This window comes from Pseudomonas putida, from assembly GCF_026625125.1.
GTDB classification, from domain to species: Bacteria; Pseudomonadota; Gammaproteobacteria; order Pseudomonadales; family Pseudomonadaceae; genus Aquipseudomonas; species Aquipseudomonas putida_X.
Map to the genome: position 1 here is coordinate 44,672 of NZ_CP113097.1, position 23,743 is coordinate 68,414.

The following is a 23,743-nucleotide window of genomic DNA, read 5'->3' on the forward strand; positions in this document are numbered from 1 at the left end:
AGGCTGTTAGCTAACCACTTCGGCCTCGTCGCCGTCTTCATCCTTGCGGTGTGCCCAGTGATACAGGGCAGGCAATACCAGCAAGGTCAGTGCGGTGGAGGACAGGATCCCGCCAATTACCACCGTTGCCAATGGACGCTGAACTTCTGCACCGGTACCGGTGGCCAAGGCCATCGGGATGAAGCCCAGGGACGCTACCAAAGCTGTCATCAAAACAGGTCGCAGACGGGTCAATGCGCCTTCATCGACTGCCTGCCTGAGCGTCCGCCCCTCCTCTCTTAGCCCGCGGATGAAGGCAATCATCACCAGGCCGTTCAGGACTGCAACGCCGGACAGTGCAATGAAGCCGACACCTGCCGAGATCGACAGTGGGATGTCCCGTAGCCACAGCGCCACAACACCACCGGTAAGTGCGAATGGAATACCAGTGAAGACCAGCATGCCGTCTTTCAGGTTGTTGAACATCAGGAACAACAAGGTCATGACCAGTAGCAAGGCGACTGGAACAACGATCTGCAGGCGTTTGGCTGCCGACTGCAGCTGCTCGAACTGGCCACCCCAAGTCGTCCAGTAGCCTGCAGGAACTTGCACTTTCTTATCCAGCGAAGCGGTCGCCTCCTCAACGAAGGAGCCCAGGTCACGGCCTCGAACGTTGGCGCTGACGATTACCAGGCGTTTGCCGTTCTCGCGGCTGATTTGGTTCGGGCCCAGTTGCAGGTCCAGATTAGCGACCTGCGACAGCGGGATGAAGCCGATTTGATTGGCACCCTGAGCCGCATTAGCGGGTACCGGGATCAGCAAACTGGACATACCCGCTACGTCGGTACGAACGGTCTCAGGCAGGCGCACTACCATGTCGAACCGGCGGTCGCCCTCATACAGCGTGCCGGCCTGGCGGCCACCCACGGCGATAGCGATCGAATTCTGAACATCCGCGATATTCAGACCGTAGCGTGCTGCTTTTTCGCGATCGATGTTGATAGTCAGCACCGGCAGACCGGATGTCTGTTCAACTTTCACTTCCGACGAGCCCGGTACCGCTCGTAGAGCTGCCGCGATCTTGTTGGCGGTGTTGTTAAGCACGTCCATGTCATCGCCGAAGACCTTCACCGCGACGTCACTACGTACGCCCGAAATCAGCTCGTTGAAACGCAACTGGATTGGCTGTGACAACTCATAGTTGCTTCCTGGAACACCTGCCGCGGCCTTCTGCACCTCAGCAATCAGCTCATCGCGTGGCTTCTTGGGGTTAGGCCACTGATCCTGAGGCTTGAGCATGATGTAGGCGTCAGAGGCGTTTGGCGGCATCGGGTCAGATGCAATTTCTGCGGTACCCGAGCGTGCGAACATCCGCTCAACTTCAGGCACCTCCGCTATCACCGCTTTCTCCAGACGCTGCTGCATCTCGACGGACTGAGTGAGGCTCGTTCCAGGCACACGCATGGCCTGAAGCGCAAAGTCGCCCTCACTGAGGCTTGGGATGAACTCGCTACCCATACGACTTGCCAGTACGCCGCTGAGCACGACCAAAGCTACTGCGGCCGAGAAAGCGATGTTCCGGTGTCCCAGCACCCATTGCAGAACCGGCTCATAGCGCAGTCGAGCTGTGCGCATGACCACGCCTTCCTCTTCCTTCACCTTGCCAGTGACGAACATGGCAATAGCTGCAGGAACAAAAGTAACGGACAGGATCATTGCACCCAGCAGCGCCATCACAACGGTGAAGGCCATCGGGTGGAACATTTTGCCTTCGACGCCGGTGAGGGCGAAGATCGGCAGGTACACCACCATGATGATCAGCTGGCCGAAGATCAGCGGCCGACGAGCTTCTCGCGCCGCGGCAAAGACCTCGTGGAAGCGTTCGGTTTTGGTAAGCATGCGGCCATGCTTATGTTGCGCATGAGCCAGTCGACGGATCGCGTTTTCTACAATAACCACGGCACCGTCGACGATGATGCCGAAGTCGAGTGCCCCCAAACTCATTAAGTTGGCACTGACCTTGTTGTTGAACATGCCTGTGAAGGTGAACAGCATGGACAGCGGAATCACCATCGCGGTGATCAAAGCCGCACGGATGTTGCCGAGGAACAGGAACAGAATGGCGATAACCAGGATCGCGCCTTCCACCAGGTTCTTTTTCACCGTCGCGATGGCTTTTTCAACCAGGTTGGTACGGTCGTAAACAGTCACAGCCACCACGCCCTTTGGCAGGGTGCGGTTGATGTCCGCCAATTTGGCGGCGACAGCTTGAGATACGGTGCGGCTGTTTTCACCAATCAGCATGAACACGGTACCGAGCACGACTTCGCGGCCGTTCTCAGTAGCAGCACCTGTACGGAGCTCTTTACCGATGCTGACGTCAGCTACGCTGCTGATGCGAATCGGTGCACCATCCACACTGGTGATCACGATGTTGGCGATGTCTTCGATATTGCCTACCTGACCCGGTGCACGGATGAGCAACTGTTCACCATTACGCTCGATGTAGCCGGCGCCGACGTTGGCGTTGTTACTTTCCAACGCAGCAACCAGGTCATTGAGTGTCAGCTTGTAGGTAGCCAGGCGCTTTGGATCCGGCGCAACCAGGAACTGCTTGGCATAACCGCCGATGGTATTGATCTCGGCCACACCCGGGACGTTACGCAGCTGAGGCTTGATGATCCAGTCCTGGATCACGCGCAGGTCGGTCGGGGTGTACGGCGTACCGTCCTCTTTGACCGCGCCATCTTCGGCTTCAACAGTCCATAGGAAGATCTCGCCGAGGCCGGTAGATACCGGACCCATGACGGCCTCTACACCTTCTGGCAGCTGTTCCTTCGCAACCTGCAGCCGCTCGTTGATCAACTGGCGGGCAAAGAAGATGTCAGTGCCATCCTTGAAGATCACGGTGACCTGAGACAGGCCAGAGCGAGACAGGGAACGGGTCTGCTGAAGGCCCGGGAGACCGGCCATTGCCGTTTCAACTGGAAACGTGATCCGTTGTTCGGTTTCCAAGGGCGAGTAACCAGGCGCTGCAGTGTTGATCTGCACCTGAACGTTGGTGATATCGGGTACCGCATCGATGGGCAGCTTTTGATAGCTGTAGATACCGATACCCGCCATGATCAGAACAGCGATCATTACTACGATGCGCTGCTCGATGGCGAATCTGATGATACGTTCAAACATGAGAAATCATCCTGTCAGTTCGCATCAGTGACCGTGTTCGGCAGAAGCTTTGCCGAGCTCGGACTTGAGTGTGAAGCTGCCACTGGTTGCTACCTGGGCGCCGGCTTCAATACCGTCGATGATTTCCACGTACCCACTGTCGCGGCGACCCAGTTTTACCGGGCGGGTGTCAAAGCCATCTGGGGTGCGTACGAATACCGAAGGTTTGTCTTCAACGGTCTGCACTGCGTGCTCGGGGACCGCTACGGCAACTCGATCGGTCTGGGAAGTGACCGCAATGTTCACGAACAGGCCTGGACGCCAGGCGCCGTTGGGGTTGGTCAAGGTGACGCGGACAGTAGCTGCACGGTTTTGCTCGCCCAGCAGGCTGCCGACATAACCCACCTTCCCTTCGACCTCGACGTTCATGTCAGGCGAAGAGACTTTCACCGCACGACCAGTCGTGACCTTGCCCAGATCTGTAGGCGGGACGGCGAAGGTTGCCCAAACCTGGTTCAGGTCGGAAAGGATGAAGGCGTTGGTCGCCTCGCTTACGACTTCGCCAACGGTCAGATGTTTCTCCACTACCACGGCGTCGAAGGGAGCTCGAAGCTCGTATCGATTACCGCCAACGGAGTTAACCGAGGCACCGATAGCGCCGACCTTCTGCTTGGCGTTGGCCAAGGAGATCTCCGCTTCTTGCAACGCTTGGCGTGCTTGGAGGTAGTCTTGCTCTGCAGAGATTTTGTCCTGCCACAGCTCTTTCTCACGCTGGAAGGTCACACGCGCCAGTTCGACGCGACGCTGTGCGGCCTGTTGTTCGCTGCGCAGGTCAGAGATCTGCTGGCTGGCGATTACAGCGAGGACCTGACCCTTTTTGACCGTCTCACCCAGGTCGGCCTGGACAGCTTCAACAACGCCAGGAACACGAGGAACCACGTGGGCAGTACGGTCTTCATCGAAGCGAATTTCGCCCGGGAAGCTCACGACTGTACCCAAGTCACGCGGCGCTGCAGCTTCCAGGGCAACGCCGGCTGCCTTGATCTGTTCATCGCTGAGCGTCAGTTTGCCCTCTTCTTCACCGCCCTCTTCGCTGTGGCCTTCTTCGCCATGGCCCTCATCACCTTCCTCTTGGGCGGCAGATGAGGCTTTCTTTTCGTCGCCATGGCCATCGTTAGCGCCATGTTCGGCGGTACTGGCGGCCTGCTGTCCGGAACTATTGTTCCAGGCAAGGCTGCCAAATCCGAGGGCTGCCACAGCGGCTACCGCGAGGGCGATCTTGCGTTTGTTATCCATTGCTACTCCTGCTGATCGTAGGCACCGGCTTGTTCAAGGCTGGGTGCCGAAGAAAATGTTTGGCCCGCTCAGCGAGCGCCGGCAGTTGAGCCGACTTCGCCATAAACCCTTTCCACCTGCGCACGCGCATTGGTCGCCGCTGCCAACGATTCGAGGTATTGGCCACGAGCGACGATCAAGGTGCGCTGGGCATCCAGCACTTCGATGAAGCCGAATTTGCCCATCTCGAAGCCGCGGGTTGCGGTCTCTACGGCTTGTTGGGCTGACGGCAGAATGGTCTTGTCGTAGGACTCGACCTCCTGCATTGCGGTGGACCACTGGTTCAACGCGGTTTGGGTTTCGGTGCGCAGGCGCAGCTCCACAGCATTGCGCTGGTCTCGGGCCTGATCGGCACGTCGAGAAGCGGAAAGAATGTTGCCTTGGTTACGATCGAACAGCGGCAGAGGCATAGACAGGCCCACAGTGTTGACCCGCTCGCGCACAGAGCGGTCGTACTGGCTGCCTACGCTGACAGTAAGATTCGGGATACGCTGAGCTTTCTCTGAACCGAGCGAGGCATCGCTCTTGTCGATCTGCACCACGGCCTGGCGCATTTCTGCGGTCTGATCGAGCTTTGCCAGCAGCTCTTCAGTCTGCGGTGGCAGCCCCGGGGAGAGGGTTGGCGATTCGAGTTGATCAAATACCGTGACTGAGCTCCCGGTAATTTGCGCGAGCTGCTGGTAAGCGGTCGCCTTTTCCGTTTCGGCACGTCGAACTTGAAGCTTGGCTTCGGCCAGTTGCACCTGGGCGCGGGTGGCCTCTACTGGGGACGATTTACCTGCGCGAACACGGCCATCGACGATGCGGAGACCGCGCTCAGTCAGTTCGAGAGATTGCTTGGCCAGATCAAGGCCTGTCTGGGCCCGCAACGCGGCGTAGAAGGCTTGCACGACGTCTGCACGCAGTCCGTTCACGCGACGGTCTAACTCCAGCTGTGCGGCGGTCTGCCCGAATGTGGCGACGTCAACCCGAGCCCCCCGCTTACCGCCCAGCTCAAGGGTTTGGCTGAGCGAAACAGTTGTCTGGCTGGTGTTACGACGGGTGTCTTCCACGTCGTACGAGATTGTGGGGTTGGGGATAAGTCCGGCCTGCTTGCGAGCGCCGTCAGCGATCCCAATCTCTTGCCTGGCTGCAGCTAGATCAGGGTTGGCATCCATGGCCGTCGAAAGCGCCTGGGGCAAGCTGATGCTTTGGGCAAGGGCTGCAGGTGCCATCAATCCAGAGATGACTGCACAGAGTGCAGCGATCTTCCAGGGCGAGACGGAGGTCTTGGATAAGACATTGCGGTTATACCGGGGCACTTTGATGGTCCTCGTGCACAAACTTCGATAAAGCTTGGCGAGAACGCCGAAACAGCTGCCAAGCCCCACTTGATTAGGTGATGGCACTCTAATGAGCGGTAGCTATCAGAGGGGTGGCTGGAAAATTACAATTTCGTAATAAATCCCTGTAATGCCCGTAAATACTGCGATTCCCAACCCGGCTCTATGATTTCGTTACAAGCAACGGAGATGGCAACCACGCGGTGCGAAGGCGCCAAATAACGGGCAGATGACGAAATTGTAATTTTCCTATCACCCTCCCGTTATCTTCGGCCTGCAAATATGAGCTCGCGCTACGCTAGGCGCGCCGCCGGGTCAGAACAATTAACGACACCCGCGCAGGTAAACATAATAAAAACTGCCGTGAATCAAAGGAGCATCGGATGAAAATCAAAGTACCACTGTATTTGGCGGCAGTTTCTGCGCTGTCTGGAAGCTATGCTATTTCGGCACAAGCTGAAGACAAGCCAGAGGGCTTCATTGAAGGCAGCAGCCTTACAGTGCTGAACCGTAACTTCTATTTCAATCGTGATAACCGCGACAGCACTGCCCCTACTTACAACAGTGGCAAAGGCAATACCAATGGCTACTCCGAAGCCTGGGCGCACGCAATCATCAGCAAATTCAACTCTGGGTTTACCCAGGGTACAGTGGGCTTTGGCGTTGATGCCTTCGCCATGATCGGCCTTAAGCTCGACACCGGTGATGGGCGCAACGGCGGCCGTAGCTCCTTCGACGTGCTGCCTGTTGATAACAAGGGCGAAGCTCGCGACGAATACACCAAGGTCGGCGGCGCAGCCAAAGTTCGCTTGTTCGATACCATCGTGAAAGTGGGTGATGTCTTCCCATCGACCCCGGTCGTTGCATCGGGTGACTCGCGACTGTTGCCGGAAAGCTTTCGCGGCGTGACCGTTGAGAACACCAGCATCCAAGGCCTCACCCTGCAGGGTGGTCGTCTGCATGCGATGAGCCAACCGGTCTCTAGCAACCTTAACGACAACTTCGTGACCTTCTACGGCGGCCCAGTCAACTCGCCATGGATCGGCTACGGTGGCGGTGATTACTCGATCAACGACAACTGGACCGTGAGTGCCTATGCAAGCCAGTTGAAAGACGTCTGGAACCAGTACTACGCCGGTACCAGCTTCGCCTACCCCTTGAACGACGATCTGGCGCTGATCGGCGGCTTCAATTACTACAAAGCCGTGGATGAAGGTAAGCGACGCCTGGGCGAATTTGACAACAACATCTGGAGTGCCAAGGTCGGCGTACGTTACGGTGCTCACACCCTGGCCCTCTCGCATCAGCGCAACAACGGCGACGACGACTTCGACTACCTGCGTCAGTCGGACTCGATCTTCGTCGACAACTCCATCCAATACAGCGACTTCAACTCGCCGAAAGAGCGTTCATGGATGCTGCGCTACGACCTGAACTTCACCAGCTACGGCATTCCAGGCCTGACGTTCATGACCCGCTACGCCAGAGGCTCGGGCGCGGATTACTCGAACGCTAACCAGTTCTACATGCGCACTGACGACAACGGCAACCCGCTCGACAATCAGAAGCGCTGGGAGCGTGACGTCGAAGTCAAATACGTTGTCCAAACCGGCCCGGCAAAAGATCTGTCCTTCCGGTTGCGCCAGGCAACCACGCGTGCCACTGCTTTCGAATCGGATTTGGATGAAACTCGTGTAATCATCGAGTACCCGCTTTCGATTCTTTAATTCGCTAACGGACCAGTTATTCATTAGCTGATCCTGTTAGTAAAACGAGCATTACGAATTCACCTTGAGTGGCTTAAGTGCTCCTTTGGTAAAAGGTGGATATTTGGCGCCCTTTGGGCGCCTTTTTTTTGCCTAAAATTCAAGTAAGCGTTCGATTGTACGCATCGCATGCCGGTGAAGTTCATGGCTACACCAATGACCAGTCTCCTCGATGTGAGCAACCTCGCCGTCATCTGAGCGGAACGAAGCCAGTACAAAGAAGAAAATAACCCAATACTTCATAAGGTCAAGTCACCTGCTGGAGAGAGGGTCCGCAACTGTCAAACCCAAACCGCGACAAGATATACCGCCAGACTATCAACTGTATTACCTAAAAATTACAAATCCGTCATTTGAGCCCCGGCACGCTCATTTTGATTTACCATCCCTTTCAATAATGCCGGCGCGCGTGCGCGGTTAATTGCTCAGTGATATCGAGACAAAATCCCATGCGAATTCTGGTAATTGAGGATGAAGTAAAAACTGCGGAGTATGTGCGTCAAGGTCTGACGGAGTGTGGCTATGTCGTAGATTGCGTCCACACCGGATCAGATGGATTATTCTTGGCCAAGCAGCACGAATACGAGCTGATTATTCTCGATATAAACCTCCCAGAGATGGATGGTTGGCAGGTTCTTGAGTTGTTGCGCCGTAAAAATTGCCCTTCCCGCATCATGATGCTGACGGCGAGAAGCCGGCTGGCGGATAAGGTCCGGGGGCTAGAGAACGGCGCAGATGACTACCTGATCAAGCCATTTGAGTTCCCTGAGCTGTTGGCCCGGGTTCGCGCCTTGATGCGCAGGTCGGATCACCCCGCATCCGTAGAGGTCATTCGCGTCGCTGACCTGGAGCTTGATCAGAGCCGGCACAGGGCGTTCAGGGACGGTCAGCGAATTGATTTGACCACAAAAGAATTCGCGTTATTGCACTACTTGATGCGTAACACCGGGGTGGTACTGAGCCGTACGCAGATTATTTCTCAGGTTTGGGATATGAATTTTGACTGCGACACGAACGTTGTAGAAGTGTCGATTCGAAGACTCAGAGCCAAGATAGATGACCCATTCGAGACCAAGCTGATACATACGCTTCGGGGCGTAGGGTATGTGCTTGAAAAGCGATAATTGCCAAGCTCTCTAGGTACCGAAAATTGGCTGTACACTCCCGTCGCTTGCGAGCTTGAGGTTTCTGTTTACGATCCGCGGCGCTGATTCCTCACCCAACAAATGAGGTAGGCTGTACATGAGGTATAGCATTGATTATCAGCAGGTTTCGCAAGGTCAATCGCATGCCAGGATTGATGCCTGTCCAGCTGACATTATCTTCAACAGCGACCATGGCTTAGCACTTATTCCGTGCGTCGGCGATGTTATCAACCTTCCCTCTACGGCGGTCAAAGAAGGGGTTTGTGGCATCGTCAGATCAAGGATTTTCAATTATCTAGGAGGTCCTGAAGATCTGTACTGCCACGTCAACATTCTCGTTGAAGAAGCTGACATCAATTTCGGAAATCTCATCTCGGAATACATGCGCAATCAGGCACGCGCACGCTCGCCTTCTTCATAAAGTCGAAGGCGGGCCTGGCCATTAATGGTTATTTATGACTGAGGATTCAACAGAGCGGGCGTCTACTGAGCACCAGAGGTGGATAGTCACAGCCTAGTGGCTGAACGAGGTACTGCTGGTGTGCGCAGAGCTGGACTCATTGTTTTTTGAATGGCGCATTGCAGTATAAAGAAGTACATAATCCCTGAGGCAAATACGATAGCAGACAGAGAAACCATTTCTAAATCTAAGACCCCAGAAATCATATACTGCTTAATCGTGATAGATCCCAGGATGATTCCGGTGCAGTACATGACACCCGTGAATTGGTTTCCCATAAAACTCAGTATGCCGCTGAAGGCATTGTTTGCGCTGAGTAGCACTGCCTTTAAAATGGTCCATCCGAGAAGTGGTAAAAATGCCTTAATCATGAAGGCAAATAGCATCGACGATGCAAATAGCTTTATCGGCGTTTCTGCCCACGGCTTGATGGTACCGTCTATTTCAACGCCGGTATACAAGATGACATTCAGAACAATTGCCATGACGGTGCATATGCCGAGGCGTATCATTTCCCGCTTAAGAGGGGCCATCATTATCACTGCGTGAATCTTGCGTCCGATGAATCGATTTAGTCCTTGGGTCGACATTTCTCTTCCTATGCTCTCGGGGATGACGCTATTTTAACGTTGTAAGAATGTCATGCTTTTACCCGATGAGAGGTGACGCTTCAACAGTTCTGAATTGCGCAGGGGGTCTCATGTCTTTCCCAGGTCGGATATCTTGCTGAAAAATCCTCATCTATCTGCGGGGCAAAGATGCGGCCACCCCGCCGCCGTCAGAGCTCTGGAGGACTGGTTGCTGTCAGCAACTCATCGAGTGACGGAACCTTAGCGTTTGCACTGAGGACGAGTGTCCTGGATCGGAGTATGGATACTTCATAGAAGGATTCGCACTCGACTCGTCCATTCACTTCTCTCCAGTGGGTGACTTCTGGTATCAGTTCGTTAGGCACCGGATGTAATGCCATAGGATTATGGAAGACCTCCACTTCAGCAGACCACGGCTCGTAGCCATACTGCGGCCAGAGCTGACCGTAATCGCTGGACGCTACATCCAACAAAAATGGGATACCTCGTGATGCACCTGGAGAACGGTCGAAAAACTCACCAAACCGCAAGTATCGGTACCCGTCTAGATGAGCTCCACCTGAAATCGGCACTCGGCTGAGCTTTGAGACTGTGCAGGCATTGGTGAAAATGACCGCTGAAAGATGGGCATTTTCCCTTAGCGTAAATAGGCCGTTGGGGCGCCCTGATAGCAGAGATGTCTCTTCCTCCACAGTTATCAGCTGCATTCCACGATGCGCAGATGAGTGAACTGAAAAGCCATAGAGATAGCTGATGAGCGACTCCCTGCTCCACAGCATTGAACTGGGCGCATGGAAATCGGCTAAGGCCAGAATGAGCGGCTTACCCTCCACGTGCGGTAGGGATTCGTAACGCTTGTCCAATTTGTTTTGGATGGTCCTCGCAAACCTTTCTGCAGCCGCTCCAAAGAAGCGCTCATGTCGGTCAGCTGGTGGGGGGACCGGCGAGGCGCCAAAATGCTCATACCGCTCTTCCGGGTTGGCTGTCACTGCTTCAACCCAGGCCTCACCTCCCAGCCTATTCTCGATATGAAAATCGGGTGATTCTTTAGGCTGGGTGACAAAGAGTCCCTGCTCACGAAAAATCGCTAATAGGTGGGCCTCCCAAAGGCGGGTGTGAAAATTCTCAGTCTGGCAATCGGGAACCCAATTTCTGTCTGGGGATGGCAGTGCGAGATACAGTTGATTGAGCGCCCACGCCCCAATACGGCGGCTTGGATCAAATAGTGATTTGAACACCACGCTTGGTGTGCGCTTACCCATTCTGCTTAGAGGAGCACGTCGTCGTTCGCCTGAGGGGAGTGGAAGCGGATGGGCTTGGGTACTGAGAAAATGGCTGATTGAGGCGCGGGCTTCGGACTCGCCAGTGGTGCACTCACTATGACTGAGGAGCACCCACACGCTATCGACACGACGCCGCAAGGTGACAATTCCGAAACTGCCGGAATGGATATTTCGGGTTAGAGCGGCACAAGAAATTCCGTCCTCACTAAGCCATGCCCCTACTGGCGGGCTGTCCCCAAACCCCAACCCTCGTGGAAGCGACAAAGCGATTAGATCGAACATCGGCGCAGCAATTTCTTTCATTCGCTGATCTCGGCAGCCGTCAAAATGCATTCCATCAATGCCTCGGAGCGTGCCCGCCGGCGATGGCATCGGTGGAGGTACCTATTGAAGAAGGGGGCCTTGTTCCACCAGGACATCTCGGTTGGTGAAGATGGTCTCAATGGTTGCAGCCTCGGCAGCCACATGAGTCTTTCGCGTGATCTCTTCAAGGGCCAGTTCGAGCCGGTAGTCTTGGAAATACTCGTACAGCTTTTCAGAGCTCTCGGATATCTCCTCCCCACCATTCTTTGCGAACAAGATGTGGATGATCGCTGCGAGTGGAAGGGAGATGTCGAGATCCTTCTCTTCTGCATCTGACTCCGAGTTCAAACCGTCGAAATACCTCTCCAGATGATTCTGGAGCTCCTCAAGCCAGAACTGAGATAGGTTGCTAGGTAGGGAGCTTTCAGGCCCGGCCAGAAGGACTTCATCTCTGAATCGGGCCAGCAGATTGGGGGTTGCCATGGAGGACCTCACGATTAGATTTGAGAGCAACTGGTCAGCATAGTCCACCTCAAGATGACCACCTCCTTGACGCCCATCCTGGTGCTCCTGAGCCTCAGACGAGTGAATCGCCCCGAAAACTGTAGATAGATGCCGTTAGCTACCTTTCTTCAAGGACAGCTTTGGATCGATAGCGGCCTTCGTGGAGGTTGGTGTCTACGGGGCCGGTTTAGTCATTCTGAATCTCCGGTTTCACCTCCGTGAGGCCGGCCATCGTCATGCATCAGATCTTGATTGACACGCGTGCCGCCTTGGATAGCCTTGCAATTGAGGGCTGCAACTGCGCATTTGTCGGGCCTGGGTACCAGCATGAGCCCCCCCGCAATTCTGGCAGCAGAGGAAGCTGGTTCCTCTGAAGTAGTGACGACGGGCATTGCCAGTCGGATTCTGAACCCAAGGTCGCCAGACTGGGAGCTAAAGGATCGCTGCGACTACTCCTCATCCCTTACCGAAAAGTCACGCGTCGGTCGTAAAGGGAGAACACACTGGCCCTTTCCAGGCCAATCAACTTTTGTGATTGGTGAGTAGGGCTTTCTCGGCTTTTCTGTGAAAAGCACCCCTTCATTTCACAAAAAAAATGGCCAAGCTTCCAATTTCACGGGGTCTGGCCTATCACCTATTTTGTGAACCTACATCAGGTGTCGATGGGCACATTAAGTGTCGCAAGTGGGCGAGTTACTGTCGCTTTCTAGGGAAAACCCCGGCCTTAGTGTCGGGGTTTTTCTTTGTGGCGTAGCCTAGTCATAGCGATACACACCAGGCTCCAAGCCCTAGTGTGGGTTTTATGGGTGATGTGATGGAACATCGTTGCGGCTTCATCGAAACAAACCGCATCCTTGCTTGGCTGCTTGGCTGCTTGGCTGCTTGGCTGCTTGGCTGCTGTAGGTGGGAAAGTTAATTTCCACTTCGGTCAAAGTTAAGCGGGAGAGCGCCCGGTTGATTGGTTGCGTACCGAAGTCGAGACACGCATGGTGCTAGATCTAATTGGGCGCATCAGCCATGCTGTGATTATCTGAGCAAGCGAACCCTGATTTCCTGTCATGGTACGCATAGTGGGATTGGATCGTCTGCGCCAGCACCCAATCTGGCTTGAAGCACAAGGAGGTGTCGATGAGCTTACACGAGCAGCAGGCGCGGTTCAGGCGGTTGCTCGCGGAGCACCAAGCGTGGCGTTTACTGCATGCAGAGAATGCGCCCATCGTTCTTGCGTTCATCAGTGATCTTTTTGCTCAAGACAGCGAGGTCCCATTCGGGAAAGCACGGGCTGCGTTGGAGGCTGAGCTGCCCCTCTGGCAGGAGGCTTACGGCCTGCACGACAACTCGGGAACCTATCTGCGCCAATGGATCCAGGCGGGCTGGCTGCGTGAGCTTGATGACAAGCTCGCCCGAACCGATGCCTTCGAGCTGGCACTACGCTTTGTCCAGAGCCTGGATCAGCGAGACAGTAACGCCACGGCCTCGCACCTGCGCATTGTGCAAGACGCCGTACGAGATTTGGCTGTCGCCCTGAGCCCAAACCCGGAAGAGCGAATCACTCTGCTCACTGCCCGCCGGCAGGAACTCGATCTGGAAATTGAGCGTTTGCAGATGGGCGAGGTGCCAGAGCTGAGCGCGCCGGAACAGCGTGAGCGCATCCGGGGACTGTATCACCTGACGTCAGTGCTCACGGGCGACTTTCGTCGGCTGGAGGACGAAATTCGCCAACTCGATCAGCGCATGCGTATCCGCATGATCGAGTCGGAGTCTGGGCGCGGTGAAGTGGTGAAGGCGTTGATAGAGCATGAAGGTGAACTGCTCCAGACCGATGCCGGGCAGGCCTTCGACGGCTTCTATCAGTTGCTCTGTGATCAGAATCGAATCACTGAATTCCGTGAGCAAATCCGTTCGATCTTGGCACGCCCGGCATCCCAGTATCTGAAATCAGACGAACTTCGTTACCTATCCCATCTGGTCCGCGAGTTGGGCAAGGAAAGTGAGCGGGTATTCCAGGTCCGGCGCCGGACCGAGGAGAGCCTGCGGGCTTTTGTGGAAAGCGGCGTTCAGCAAGAGCGCCGTGCGGTCGAACGACTGCTTCGCCAACTGGAGCGGCTGGCGGTGAATTTCAAGGAACAGGAGCTGAGCCTGCGCGAGCCGGTGGCTGTGGATCTCCCCACGGGCAGTCTGCGTGTGCGTTCTCCGTCCAGTATTCACCTACGACTACCTGAAGAGCGCCTAGATACCCGGCAGGTGGCCGCAAATACCAATAGTCACGTTGCCAGTCTCGGCATGCTGGATCACCTCAACACGGTCAAGGTGCTGGAAGTGGCCCAGGATGTGAAGCAGTTGCTCACTGAGCACGGCCCGATGACGGTGGCGAGCATCGTCAGTCACCGCCCTATCACCGGAGGGTTGGAAGAGCTGGTGGCGCACGTGCGGATCGCCAAAGCAGTCAGCGCTGTAGTGTTGGAACACCCAGAAAGTCTGGTGGTAGTGGATCGGACCGGCAATGGGATTCGGGCCAACATTCCCTCTTTGCTTATGTCCGCCGAGCAGTTTCCAACGGATTTGGAGGAACTCGCCTTATGAACGAGGAAGAGCAGCATTCCCAACAGGCCCCTGCCCTGTTTGACCAGTATCGAACGATTCGCCCTGAAACGCCGTCAGTCAGCGGTGAGGTGAAGACGTTTGAGGATGCCCCGGTTGAGCCGCCCGTCGTTGGGGGGGCTGAAGTCGGCATGCCACTAGAAGCCCGGCGCGCCCTGGTGCTGTTACTCCGCCAAGGGGTGGTGATGGCCGATAGCAAACGTCTGGCGTTCGAAGCGCTGTGCCGGCACGAGGGCCTTATTGCAGAGCACTTGGGCAACATGTTCATGCGCATGTTGCTGGACATGAAGGCCGGCATTGCCATCCTGCTCCAGCAGGAGGTGGCAGAGCAGGACGAGGAGGCTGACGAAGCGTCACGCCTAATCAACAAACGCACGCTCAGCCTCTATGACACGCTGCTGTTGCTGGTGCTGCGCAAGTACTACCAGGAGCGAGAAACAGCGGGCGAACAGAAGATCATCATCGATATCGAGCGGATCGAAGCATTGATGACACCCTTTTTGCCGCTGACCTACAGCTCCCGTTCCGAGCGGAGGACACTCAACGGATCGCTCGCCTTGTTGAAAGATAAGCGTCTCATCACTGCGGTTCGTGGGGATGACGAGCGGTTTGAGATCACCTCGGTGATCCGCTATGTCGTCAATGCCGATTTTCTTGAACGTCTATTGAAAGAGTACGAACGCCTAGCTGGTGATGCGGGCGTCAAAACGGGCGAAGAGGTGCAGGATGCTTGAGGCAAGCGAGGTAAGTCTGAGTGAGTTGTTCAGCACTGGTCAGATCCGTCTAGCCGAGCTGTCGGTATACAACTGGGGCTCCTTCCATGGCCTGCATTCCGCGAAGATAGACCCCGAGGGAACCCTCATTACCGGTGACAACGGTGCCGGTAAGTCGACACTCATTGATGGGTTGATGGCGCTGTTGCTGCCCTCCAGCAAGGCGTCGTTCAACATCGCGGCTGCTCAAGGGGACCGTACGGATCGCACCTTGATGTCCTATGTGCGAGGAAACTATGGCAAGGCCCATGATGGCAACGAGACGGCTACCCTGCTGAAACGCTCAGGGGCGACCGCAACGGGGCTTCGGGCGCTGTACCAAGCGGACGATGGTTCGAAGGTCACCTTGGCGGCCCTGTTCTGGATTACCCAGGCCAGCAACTCGCTCAACGACCTCAAACGCCTTTTTGTGGTGGGTAAGCGCGATGTGCGCTTGGATGAGCTGTTGCATCTCTTCGGTGAGGGCAATGCCCGTGTGCTGAAGCAACACCTCAAAGAGGACCCGCTGGTCGAGGCATTCGATTCGTTTACCGAGTATCAAGAGACCTATGTGCGGCTCCTGCGCATGGAGAACCGTAACGCTCCTGCCCTGCTCTCCCGGGCGCTGGGTTTGAAGAAGATTGATGACCTCACCAGCTTGATTCGAGATCTGGTCCTAGAGCCCAGTCAGGTCAAGGAGCATGCCCGGCTTGCGGTCAGTGAATTCGATGACTTGGTCAGCGTCCATGGCGAACTCGATGATGCTCGGCGCCAGCGGGATGCTCTGATTGAGTTGCCAGAGACCAGCCAAGCGCTGAATCAGGCCAGGGAGGAGATGCGGCGGATCTTAGCTGAGCTAGCCGGCCTGCCGGTCTACTTTGGCGAACAGTGTTCTCGACTGTGGGGGCTGCGCCTGAAGCAATACGAGGCGGAACTGTTTCAGTTGGCAGAGGAGATGACCCGCCTTGGCACTTTGGAGGAGCAAGCGACGGGGCGGGTACAGGCACTGTTCCATGCCTACCAGTCGCAAGGTGGTGAGCGACTGGAGGGACTGCGGAAAGACCTGAAAGCGGCGACGCAGGTGCATGACGACAGCGTGCGCGATGCGCGCCGGTATCAGATGGACGCACGAGTCCTTGGTTTGCCCGACACGCTGTCGCTCGACGTGTTCAAGCAAAACCAGGTGACAGCGCAAACGGAGTTGGCGGATATGCCGGCATTACGTCAGGCGCGCCAGGATCAGTTCGCCTCGTCGGCAGCGAACCTGTCCCGTGAGCAAACGCAGCTCAAGGAACTGGCAGGCGAGATCGAAGACATGGAGTCGCGACCTGACTCCAACATTGAACCTTCCTATCAGAAGCTTCGCGACCAACTGGTAGAGAGCTTGTCGCTTGATCCTGCGGAGGTTGTTTTCGTTGGCGAGTTGATCGCTGTCCTGGAGGCGCATCGACCTTGGCAAGGCGCTATTGAACGGGCGCTGGGAGGGCTTCGCACCACGCTGCTGGTGCCTGATGAGCGATATCGCTTGGTGACCAAGTGGCTGAACACTCGCCACACGGGGCTCCATGTCAGGGTGCAGGTTGTTCGGCTGAACCAGCAGCCGCAGGTTGCTGAGTTTCTGCCAGATGGCTTTCTAAAAATGCTGGATTGGAAGCCGCACCCCTATCGTGATTGGCTGAAAAAGCACCTCTCGCGTTTCGACCTGCACTGTGTGGCATCGACCGAAATATTGGACCAGACCGACTTCTCGATGACCATCCAGGGCCTGGTGCATCTGGATAAAGGGCGATTTGAGAAGAAGGACCAGCAGCGCATTGATAACCCGCGTTTCTGGTGTTTGGGATTCAGTAACAAGGGGCGTCTAGCGGCGTTAAGGAAGGATCGTGTCGAGTTGGAGGCAGAGGTCAAAAAGTTGGCCCAGCTGACAGCGGATGCGCGCACGGCCATGGACGACCTCGACAAGCACACACGCGTGTGGGAGCGCATCGCCCAGCTCACGTGGGCGGCAATTGATGTCCAGTCAGCTCAAGATCGGATGCAGTCGCTGAAGACGGATCTAGGGGCGCTTGAGCAGCCTGATAGCGAGCTGGGGGTGGCAAAGGCACGGTGGGAGCAGGCTGGAGCTGAACTTAAAGAGATCCAAGAGCAGAAGGGTGCTGTCAGCAAAAGGATTGGTGGGCTGGATAGCAATGTGACTCAGGCGAACCAGCAGCTGGACCAAGCTTTCGAGCAGGCTAAGGCTGGGTTGACGAATGAAGTACGTGAGTTGCTCATCCTACGTGTTGGGCAGCTACATCTTGAGGACTTGGATGGTGTTGCAGAGCTTGAAGGTCGCCATCGTTCAGAGGCGGAAGACGCGCGAAAGCGAACCCAAACCCGTGAGGTTAGGGCTTCTACTAAAGCGAGCGGAATTGTCTCCGATTTCAAGGCGAAATGGCCGCTCATCGCCAATGATTGGCTCGCAGGCGTCGATGGTCTGGAGGAGTATCTCGATCACCTGACCCACTTGGTACAGGAGGGCTTACCAGACCTGGTGGAGCGTTTCCGAGAGCGCTTGAACCGCAACGCAACCCAGTCACTGGCGCGAATCAGTCAAACGATTCAGGCCGAACGTGAGGACATCCAGGATCGAATCGAAACGATCAACGATGTCCTGAAGCGCACAGAGTTTAGGCAGGGAACCTACCTTCGTCTGGGAAGCCGGGCAGAACTCTTCGAACACGTGAAAGCGTTCAATGGCCAGTTAATGCGCGTGCTGGCACGAGCCGGAAGTGACGATCATGAGGCTCGCTTTGTTGAGCTGAAGGAGTTGATCGAGAAACTGGAGAAGGCCACCAATCCTGCGACCTCGGGCAACCTAGAGAGCCTGCGATTGTTGGACTCGCGCTACCAGCTGTCCTTCTACGCCGAGGAGGTTGAGAAAGGCAGCAAAAAGGTACGCGATGTGCTGGAGTCTTCCAGCGGAAAATCAGGCGGGGAAAAGGAGTCGTTTGCCGGCACCATCGTAGCCGCAAGCTTGGCTTACGTACTGACGCCCGATGGCAGCGACCGTCCGCTCTACTGCACCGTGTTCCTGGATGAGGCCTTCTCCAATACCGCCGAGGCGGTGAGTCGTCGGGTGCTCAAGGTCTTCCGAGAACTGAAGATCCACGTGAATCTGATTACTCCATACAAGAACCTCAACCTTGCACGTGAATCGGCGCGCTCGCTGTTGATCGCGGAGCGTGACCAGGACAAGCATGAGAGTCGGCTCTGCGAGGTCACCTGGGAGGAAATTGACGAGCAGCTGGCGCGTCATGAACAGCAGGGTCTGCAAAAGGTGGCCAGTTCACTGGGGATCGAAGTGGAGCCAGCTCTGTGAGGGATTGGGGACGACTTCCAGATGACGTTGTTGAGGAGCTGCGCCGACTGGAGTGGGAACATACAGGCCGGCTGCGGGAGCGGCTCTTAGGGGCGCGACCTTTCCCAATTCCTTGCTTGCTGAAGCCGCCAACCGGTAGCCAGGCGCTTGAGGATCTTGACCATTTCCATGGCTATATCGCGGCCTGGCGGAAATGGCCGTGGCCGCATCAAGTTGCATGGGTGACGAAGCGATTTCGGCAACTGGGTGAGTGCGAAGTCCCGGTCAGGTTGGAGATCGAATCAACGCAAGCCCTCATCGCTGCGCTGGGGGCTGAGGCTGTTGAACGAAGCAGGGGCTGGGCGGAGCGAATGGAGCCGTTGCTCTCGTTGGATAAGGCTCTGTTCACTACCCTCATCAAGCAGCTTGGAGAGCTGGAGAAGCTCTCCATGACGGACATCCATTTGCTGGCCTGCCTGCTGCCACAACTCCAGCGTGGAATGGGCCAGCGTCGATACTTGCGGGCCCTGCCACTCCAGAAGGTGGATACCAAGTTCGTGGAGCTGAACCAGAGCCTAATTGCCGCTCTGTTGGATACGATGCTCGACCAGGAGGTTTCCGCTCATGGCGGGTTAGAGGCTTGGCTAGGCTGCCGCGCCACGCCATCCAACTGGCTTCACGTGAAACCACTTTGCCCTGACGTGAAAGGTCGCCTTGCTGGGCTTGATCTCGTTCGGCTGTCCTTTGAGCAACTGATGACCCATCCGTTGCCTGCTCAGAACGTACTGGTGGTTGAGAATCTACAGGCTGGTTATGGACTTTCTGAGTTACCGGACACTATTGCGGTGTTCGGCGGAGGTGCAAACACCGCCTGGTTACAAGCCGACTGGTTGAAGAGCAAGCGCATAGGTTACTGGGGAGATCTCGATACGTGGGGGTTGAAATTCCTATCCGATGCCCGGCTGAGGCAGCCCCATGTTGAAGCCGTGATGATGGATCGCGAGACGCTGATCGCCCACGTTGAGCGAGGGGTATGCGAAGAGCTACCAGCTGAGCTACCGGAGTACGGTTTGACCCCTGCCGAGCAGACCCTGTTTGATGAGCTTCGCTCTAGTCAATTTGGGGTTGGCCGACTGGAGCAGGAGAGGTTGTCCCAGGATTTTGTCGAGCAGTTCCTGGCTAGCTGGCTCGGGTTCTCCAGGATCGTTCCGAAGGCTTGAGGTTTGCCAGAAAAAGCTTTTCTGAATGGAGTGCGCTTTTAGGCTGGAGTTTCCAATCAATCAGAGTTCACACGATTGGTTCATCCGAATTCAGTCTGTCGTTTGACGGCCTCTGAACCGATACTTTTTGGCTGGGGTATCGCTACGGCCAGTCTGGGACTGGCACGTAGCACATGCATGGATCAATCAAAGAAAGCCTCAAATGTTTGGTTGGCTTTCTGGCGAATTTCATCCGTGAAATAGGGAGTTAAGGCCACTGCCGCAGCCACTAGCACCCCCAAATCATCGCTATAGCCAACGACCGGGGCGACGTCAGGAATGAGATCAATCGGGCATACAAAATATGTCAGCGCACTGGCGCCAATCGCTTTGACTTTCATCGGGGTCTTCTCATCAATCGTGATGTAGTAGATCTCAAGCGCTTTCTGAACAACCTCACGCCCCGCTTTCTTTGCATACTTGGTCACTTTCTTCCAGAAGCTGTCTTGACTGAAGTCATCCGAGCTAAATTCGGCTGTGGTCATTTTTGCGGCTCCTATGAGCTTTGGTAAGCCATGGCAGCAGGATCTGCTCATGGTGAGAAAATAATTGATCAAAGAGCTGTAACCCGTCAAGTGGGTTGTAATGTATTTTTGTGGTTGGTAGTGTTTATTTGAGTTCCAACTATTGCGTGCTATGCTGCCGCGACTGAATGGCTAGGAGACGGTCATGAGCCTTCCAATTAAGAGCGCGACGTATGCGTCGGTCATCGGGGCAGTACTGAGCGAAGAGCGCGAACGACGCGTAATGACCCAAGCGTCGGTTGCCGCTATTGCCGGTCTGACCCAATCAACGTGGGGAAGAATGGAACTCGGCAGAGCATGCACCTTAGAAAATTTGGGTAGGGCTTCTGTGGCACTTAATATCAAGCTTTGGGAGCTGATGAAGGTTGTCGATGACAGAGTCGCTGGTTTGGAGAAGCAAGGTATCCAGGTTGTGTGTGAACTACCTTCAGAGGAGGAGATCAAGGCAAACCTGGATCAATGGGTGACAGGCAGCAGCCAGATATCAAAGCTCTCATTGATTGGATTAGGAGCGCTTTCTGGGATCGCCATAGGGGGAGTCAGCTCTTACATTTCGTCCATATTCAAGAAATGAAGCCTGCTCGCCGTGCCTGCCGCGCCTTAGGTATTCTTCTTTCTAGCGCCTAGGCAGATTGATGCTTGCCTGGGCATGAGTTGCACTCTGCTCCGACTGCTATGCCGTGGTTGTTTGATCCGCCCTTCCCCTGCTGATAGCCTGAACGATACTAAAGCGATCTATCAATGGCTGAGGCTCCGAAGCGGTGACCGATTCCACGCTGGTGGCGAAATTACGTGCTGAAAATGCTCGACTGATAGCTTTGCTTGAAGCACATCGCATTGAGTGGCAGCTTCCAGCTGAGCCTGTATGTGTACCGGTGGAGGGTAATCAGTCGTTCACCAGTCTTGATACTGGTAGCAAACTCGCCCTTTTCCGCAGCTTGTTCAAGGGCCGTATTGATACTTACCCGTTGCGCTGGGAAAGCAGAGGCGGCAAGTCTGGCTATGCACCCGCCTGCGCCAATGAATGGCGACCGGGAATCTGCGAAAAACCACGCATCAAGTGCAGTGATTGTGGGCAGCGTCAGCTACTGCCGGTGAGCGATGATGTCATTTATCGTCACTTAGCCGGAGCCATTGTGGTCGGCGTCTACCCGTTGCTTTCGGATGATACGTGTCATTTCCTAGCTGTCGATTTCGATGAGGCTGATTGGCGAGAAGATGCACTGGCCTTTGTGCAAGCTGCTCGCTCTCTCGATGTCCCCGTAGCACTGGAAGTCTCGCGTTCTGGAAATGGGGCTCACGCGTGGATTTTCTTCCAAGACAAAGTGCCTGCGATTGATGCCCGCCGTTTGGGGGCCGCGATCATTAGCCATGCTTGCGAGCGCACCCGGCAACTGTCACTCAGTTCGTACGACAGACTTTTCCCGAATCAGGATTTCATGCCCAAGGGTGGGTTCGGTAACCTGATTGCTTTGCCACTGCAAAAGCGAGCCAGGGGTAACAATCACAGTGTCTTTGTCGATGATTCCTTGGAGCCATATTCTGACCAATGGCGGTTCCTCGCCACGGTTCGACGGATGAGCCCTGAAGGTATCCAGCCCGCTGTCAATCAAGCTATGGGCAATCGCGATCCACTGGGTGTTGCTTTTGTCGACGAGCAGAACGAAGCCGAGCCATGGAAACAACGTGAGCAAACATCCCAGTCGTTGACCTGCTCTCTGCCAGCTACCCTTAAGGTCACGCTGGCAAACCTGATTTACTTTGAAAAATCGCAGCTGCCTCAACCCTTGGCTAACAGGCTAATCCGACTCGCTGCTTTTCAAAATCCTGACTTTTACAAGGCACAGGCCATGCGCCTATCAGTCTGGAACAAGCCCAGGGTCATCGGCTGTGCACAAAATTTTCCTCAGCATATTGGGATTCCCCGGGGTTGCTGGGATTCGGTACTGGACCTGTTAAATGAGTACAAAATCACCCCGCAGCTACAGGATGAACGCTTTGCTGGCGTCAGTCTCGACGTTGATTTCTTAGGTAGTTTACGGCCAGATCAAGACGCGGCGATCCACGCTTTGATGCCATACGACACCGGGATACTCTGCGCCCCTACCGCGTTTGGCAAAACAGTAACTGCTGCCGCACTCATCGCCAGGCGTAGAGTCAACACGCTGGTGCTGGTGCACCGCACAGAACTGCTTCGACAGTGGCAAGCTCGGTTACAAACATTCTTGGGCGTAGGCAAAGAGGTCGTCGGTACGATTGGCGGTGGGAAGCCCAAGACAACTGGGCAGATCGACATTGCTGTGATGCAGTCACTTTCGCGGAAAGGTGAAATCAGCGATCTGATCAAAAATTACGGTCAGGTCATTGTCGATGAGTGCCATCACCTCTCGGCGGTGTCTTTTGAAGCATTGCTGAGGAGCGCCCCCGCGCGCTATGTGCTTGGGCTGACCGCTACACCCATCCGTCGAGATGGGCAGCAGCCAATCATTTTCATGCAGTGCGGTCCCATTCGGCATACTGCCGCTCGACCAGAAAGCGCTCCCCATGATTTGTCAGTCATTCCTCGAATGCTCTCAGGTCCGATCCCATTACCTGACGGTGCGGGGATACAGGACGTCTTCAAAACTCTTGCTGATGATACGGGGCGTACCGCGCTGATTGTTTCGGACGTTTGTTCCGCGTATGACCAAGGTAGAAAAGTACTCGTGTTGACACAGCGCACCGAGCATGTAGATGTTCTAGAGCATGCACTGAAGGGACATGTCGAAAACCTCTACACCCTCCATGGGCGAATGCCTAAGAAGCAGCGGTTAGCTCGGCTTTCAGAGCTTGAGTCCTTATCTCAAGACGCACCTCGTGTGCTTCTTGCTACCGGAAAATTGATTGGTGAGGGATTTGACCATCCTGCATTGGATACTCTCGTGTTGGCTATGCCCATTTCCTGGCGAGGAATTCTCCAGCAGTACACCGGTCGGTTGCATCGAGCGCACACTGCCAAGACTGACGTACAAGTCATCGATTTTGTGGATGAGGGCAACGTCGCATTAATGCGGATGTGGGAAAAGCGCAAAATGGGCTACAGGACGATGGGGTACCGGATGATGGATACCCTAGCTACTATGAAACTGCTCTAGGATGGGGTACCTGATCCGCCCTCGTTGGTGTGGGCGTATGTTTCCGCATGCTTGGAGGCCTGTGGCTAAATGGTGGCTTGTAGCGAAACATGCTTCTGTCGTCTGTACGTATTCTACTAGCGTGAAGAGGCCGGTTTTGAAACGACATTTAATAGGGCCAGGAAGCCGCCATACGACACGAATTCGGTTCCGCACGCGACATTTATGGCGCCCATGTTCCACGTGGAACCCCCATTTTCTCGGGGGGAGCCATGACAATTTATGTGCCCATCGACATC

At 55.4% G+C, this 23,743-nt stretch carries 16 protein-coding genes; 9 read left to right on the forward strand and 7 right to left on the reverse strand.

Annotation, left to right across the window (positions count from 1 at the left end; genetic code table 11):
• Nucleotides 1-6: 6 nt before the first annotated feature.
• From OSW16_RS00240 to OSW16_RS00250, 3 genes are all read right to left on the reverse strand, one after another.
• Nucleotides 7-3,168: a CusA/CzcA family heavy metal efflux RND transporter gene (locus tag OSW16_RS00240; RefSeq protein WP_047279636.1), complete on the reverse strand. Its 3,162-nt coding sequence runs from the start codon at nucleotides 3,166-3,168 to the stop codon at nucleotides 7-9.
• A 24-nt stretch (nucleotides 3,169-3,192) separates the two neighbouring features.
• Entirely contained in the window at nucleotides 3,193-4,443 is a 1,251-nt protein-coding gene (locus OSW16_RS00245; protein WP_047279635.1) for an efflux RND transporter periplasmic adaptor subunit, read from the reverse strand.
• Between the two features lie 68 nt (nucleotides 4,444-4,511).
• Nucleotides 4,512-5,783 (reverse strand): TolC family protein, encoded by a 1,272-nt coding sequence (locus OSW16_RS00250; RefSeq protein WP_139047608.1) that lies wholly within the window; start codon nucleotides 5,781-5,783, stop codon nucleotides 4,512-4,514.
• Between the two features lie 404 nt (nucleotides 5,784-6,187).
• On the opposite strand from OSW16_RS00250, the gene OSW16_RS00255 reads away from it, so the two are divergent.
• The 3 genes from OSW16_RS00255 to OSW16_RS00265 all read left to right on the forward strand — a co-directional run bounded on the left by OSW16_RS00255 (nucleotide 6,188) and on the right by OSW16_RS00265 (nucleotide 9,136).
• Nucleotides 6,188-7,531, forward strand: a complete 1,344-nt coding sequence (locus tag OSW16_RS00255) for an OprD family porin (protein ID WP_047279633.1) — start codon at nucleotides 6,188-6,190, stop codon at nucleotides 7,529-7,531.
• Nucleotides 7,532-8,019: 488 nt separating this feature from the next.
• The gene (locus OSW16_RS00260) at nucleotides 8,020-8,694 is read left to right on the forward strand and encodes a heavy metal response regulator transcription factor (protein WP_003253420.1); all 675 of its coding nucleotides are present in this window, start codon (nucleotides 8,020-8,022) and stop codon (nucleotides 8,692-8,694) included.
• A gap of 118 nt (nucleotides 8,695-8,812) precedes the next feature.
• Nucleotides 8,813-9,136, forward strand: a complete 324-nt coding sequence (locus OSW16_RS00265; RefSeq protein ID WP_044270171.1) for a hypothetical protein — start codon at nucleotides 8,813-8,815, stop codon at nucleotides 9,134-9,136.
• Between the two features lie 86 nt (nucleotides 9,137-9,222).
• Here OSW16_RS00265 and OSW16_RS00270 read toward each other — a convergent pair whose 3' ends face one another.
• The 3 genes from OSW16_RS00270 to OSW16_RS00280 all read right to left on the reverse strand — a co-directional run bounded on the left by OSW16_RS00270 (nucleotide 9,223) and on the right by OSW16_RS00280 (nucleotide 11,834).
• Nucleotides 9,223-9,765 carry a hypothetical protein gene (locus OSW16_RS00270; protein WP_044270172.1) on the reverse strand — a complete coding sequence of 181 codons (543 nt, stop codon included), beginning with the start codon at nucleotides 9,763-9,765 and terminating at the stop codon, nucleotides 9,223-9,225.
• A gap of 188 nt (nucleotides 9,766-9,953) precedes the next feature.
• A complete protein-coding gene (locus OSW16_RS00275; RefSeq protein ID WP_230385194.1) occupies nucleotides 9,954-11,351 on the reverse strand; it encodes a hypothetical protein in 1,398 nt (465 codons plus the stop codon).
• 81 nt (nucleotides 11,352-11,432) lie between these two features.
• Nucleotides 11,433-11,834, reverse strand: coding sequence for a hypothetical protein (locus OSW16_RS00280; protein ID WP_169882566.1), 402 nt, complete (start codon nucleotides 11,832-11,834; stop codon nucleotides 11,433-11,435).
• A 1,149-nt stretch (nucleotides 11,835-12,983) separates the two neighbouring features.
• Here OSW16_RS00280 and OSW16_RS00285 point away from each other — a divergent pair.
• Genes OSW16_RS00285 through OSW16_RS00300 form a run of 4 tightly spaced genes read left to right on the forward strand, consistent with a single transcriptional unit; the run spans nucleotide 12,984 to nucleotide 19,768 of the window.
• Nucleotides 12,984-14,438 carry a DUF3375 domain-containing protein gene (locus OSW16_RS00285; RefSeq protein WP_267819890.1) on the forward strand — a complete coding sequence of 485 codons (1,455 nt, stop codon included), beginning with the start codon at nucleotides 12,984-12,986 and terminating at the stop codon, nucleotides 14,436-14,438.
• Nucleotides 14,435-15,190, forward strand: coding sequence for a DUF4194 domain-containing protein (locus tag OSW16_RS00290; protein ID WP_267819892.1), 756 nt, complete (start codon nucleotides 14,435-14,437; stop codon nucleotides 15,188-15,190). The genes OSW16_RS00285 and OSW16_RS00290 overlap by 4 nt, the downstream gene beginning before the upstream one ends.
• A complete protein-coding gene (locus tag OSW16_RS00295) occupies nucleotides 15,183-18,569 on the forward strand; it encodes an ATP-binding protein (RefSeq protein ID WP_267819894.1) in 3,387 nt (1,128 codons plus the stop codon). The genes OSW16_RS00290 and OSW16_RS00295 overlap by 8 nt, the downstream gene beginning before the upstream one ends.
• Nucleotides 18,566-19,768, forward strand: coding sequence for a DUF3322 domain-containing protein (locus tag OSW16_RS00300; RefSeq protein WP_267819896.1), 1,203 nt, complete (start codon nucleotides 18,566-18,568; stop codon nucleotides 19,766-19,768). Before OSW16_RS00295 ends, OSW16_RS00300 begins: the two co-directional genes overlap by 4 nt.
• A gap of 182 nt (nucleotides 19,769-19,950) precedes the next feature.
• Here OSW16_RS00300 and OSW16_RS00305 read toward each other — a convergent pair whose 3' ends face one another.
• A complete protein-coding gene (locus OSW16_RS00305; protein WP_267819898.1) occupies nucleotides 19,951-20,292 on the reverse strand; it encodes a YkvA family protein in 342 nt (113 codons plus the stop codon).
• Between the two features lie 184 nt (nucleotides 20,293-20,476).
• On the opposite strand from OSW16_RS00305, the gene OSW16_RS00310 reads away from it, so the two are divergent.
• Nucleotides 20,477-20,905, forward strand: coding sequence for a helix-turn-helix domain-containing protein (locus tag OSW16_RS00310; RefSeq protein WP_267819900.1), 429 nt, complete (start codon nucleotides 20,477-20,479; stop codon nucleotides 20,903-20,905).
• 187 nt (nucleotides 20,906-21,092) lie between these two features.
• A complete protein-coding gene (locus OSW16_RS00315; RefSeq protein ID WP_267819902.1) occupies nucleotides 21,093-23,465 on the forward strand; it encodes a TOTE conflict system archaeo-eukaryotic primase domain-containing protein in 2,373 nt (790 codons plus the stop codon).
• Nucleotides 23,466-23,743: the final 278 nt, after the last annotated feature.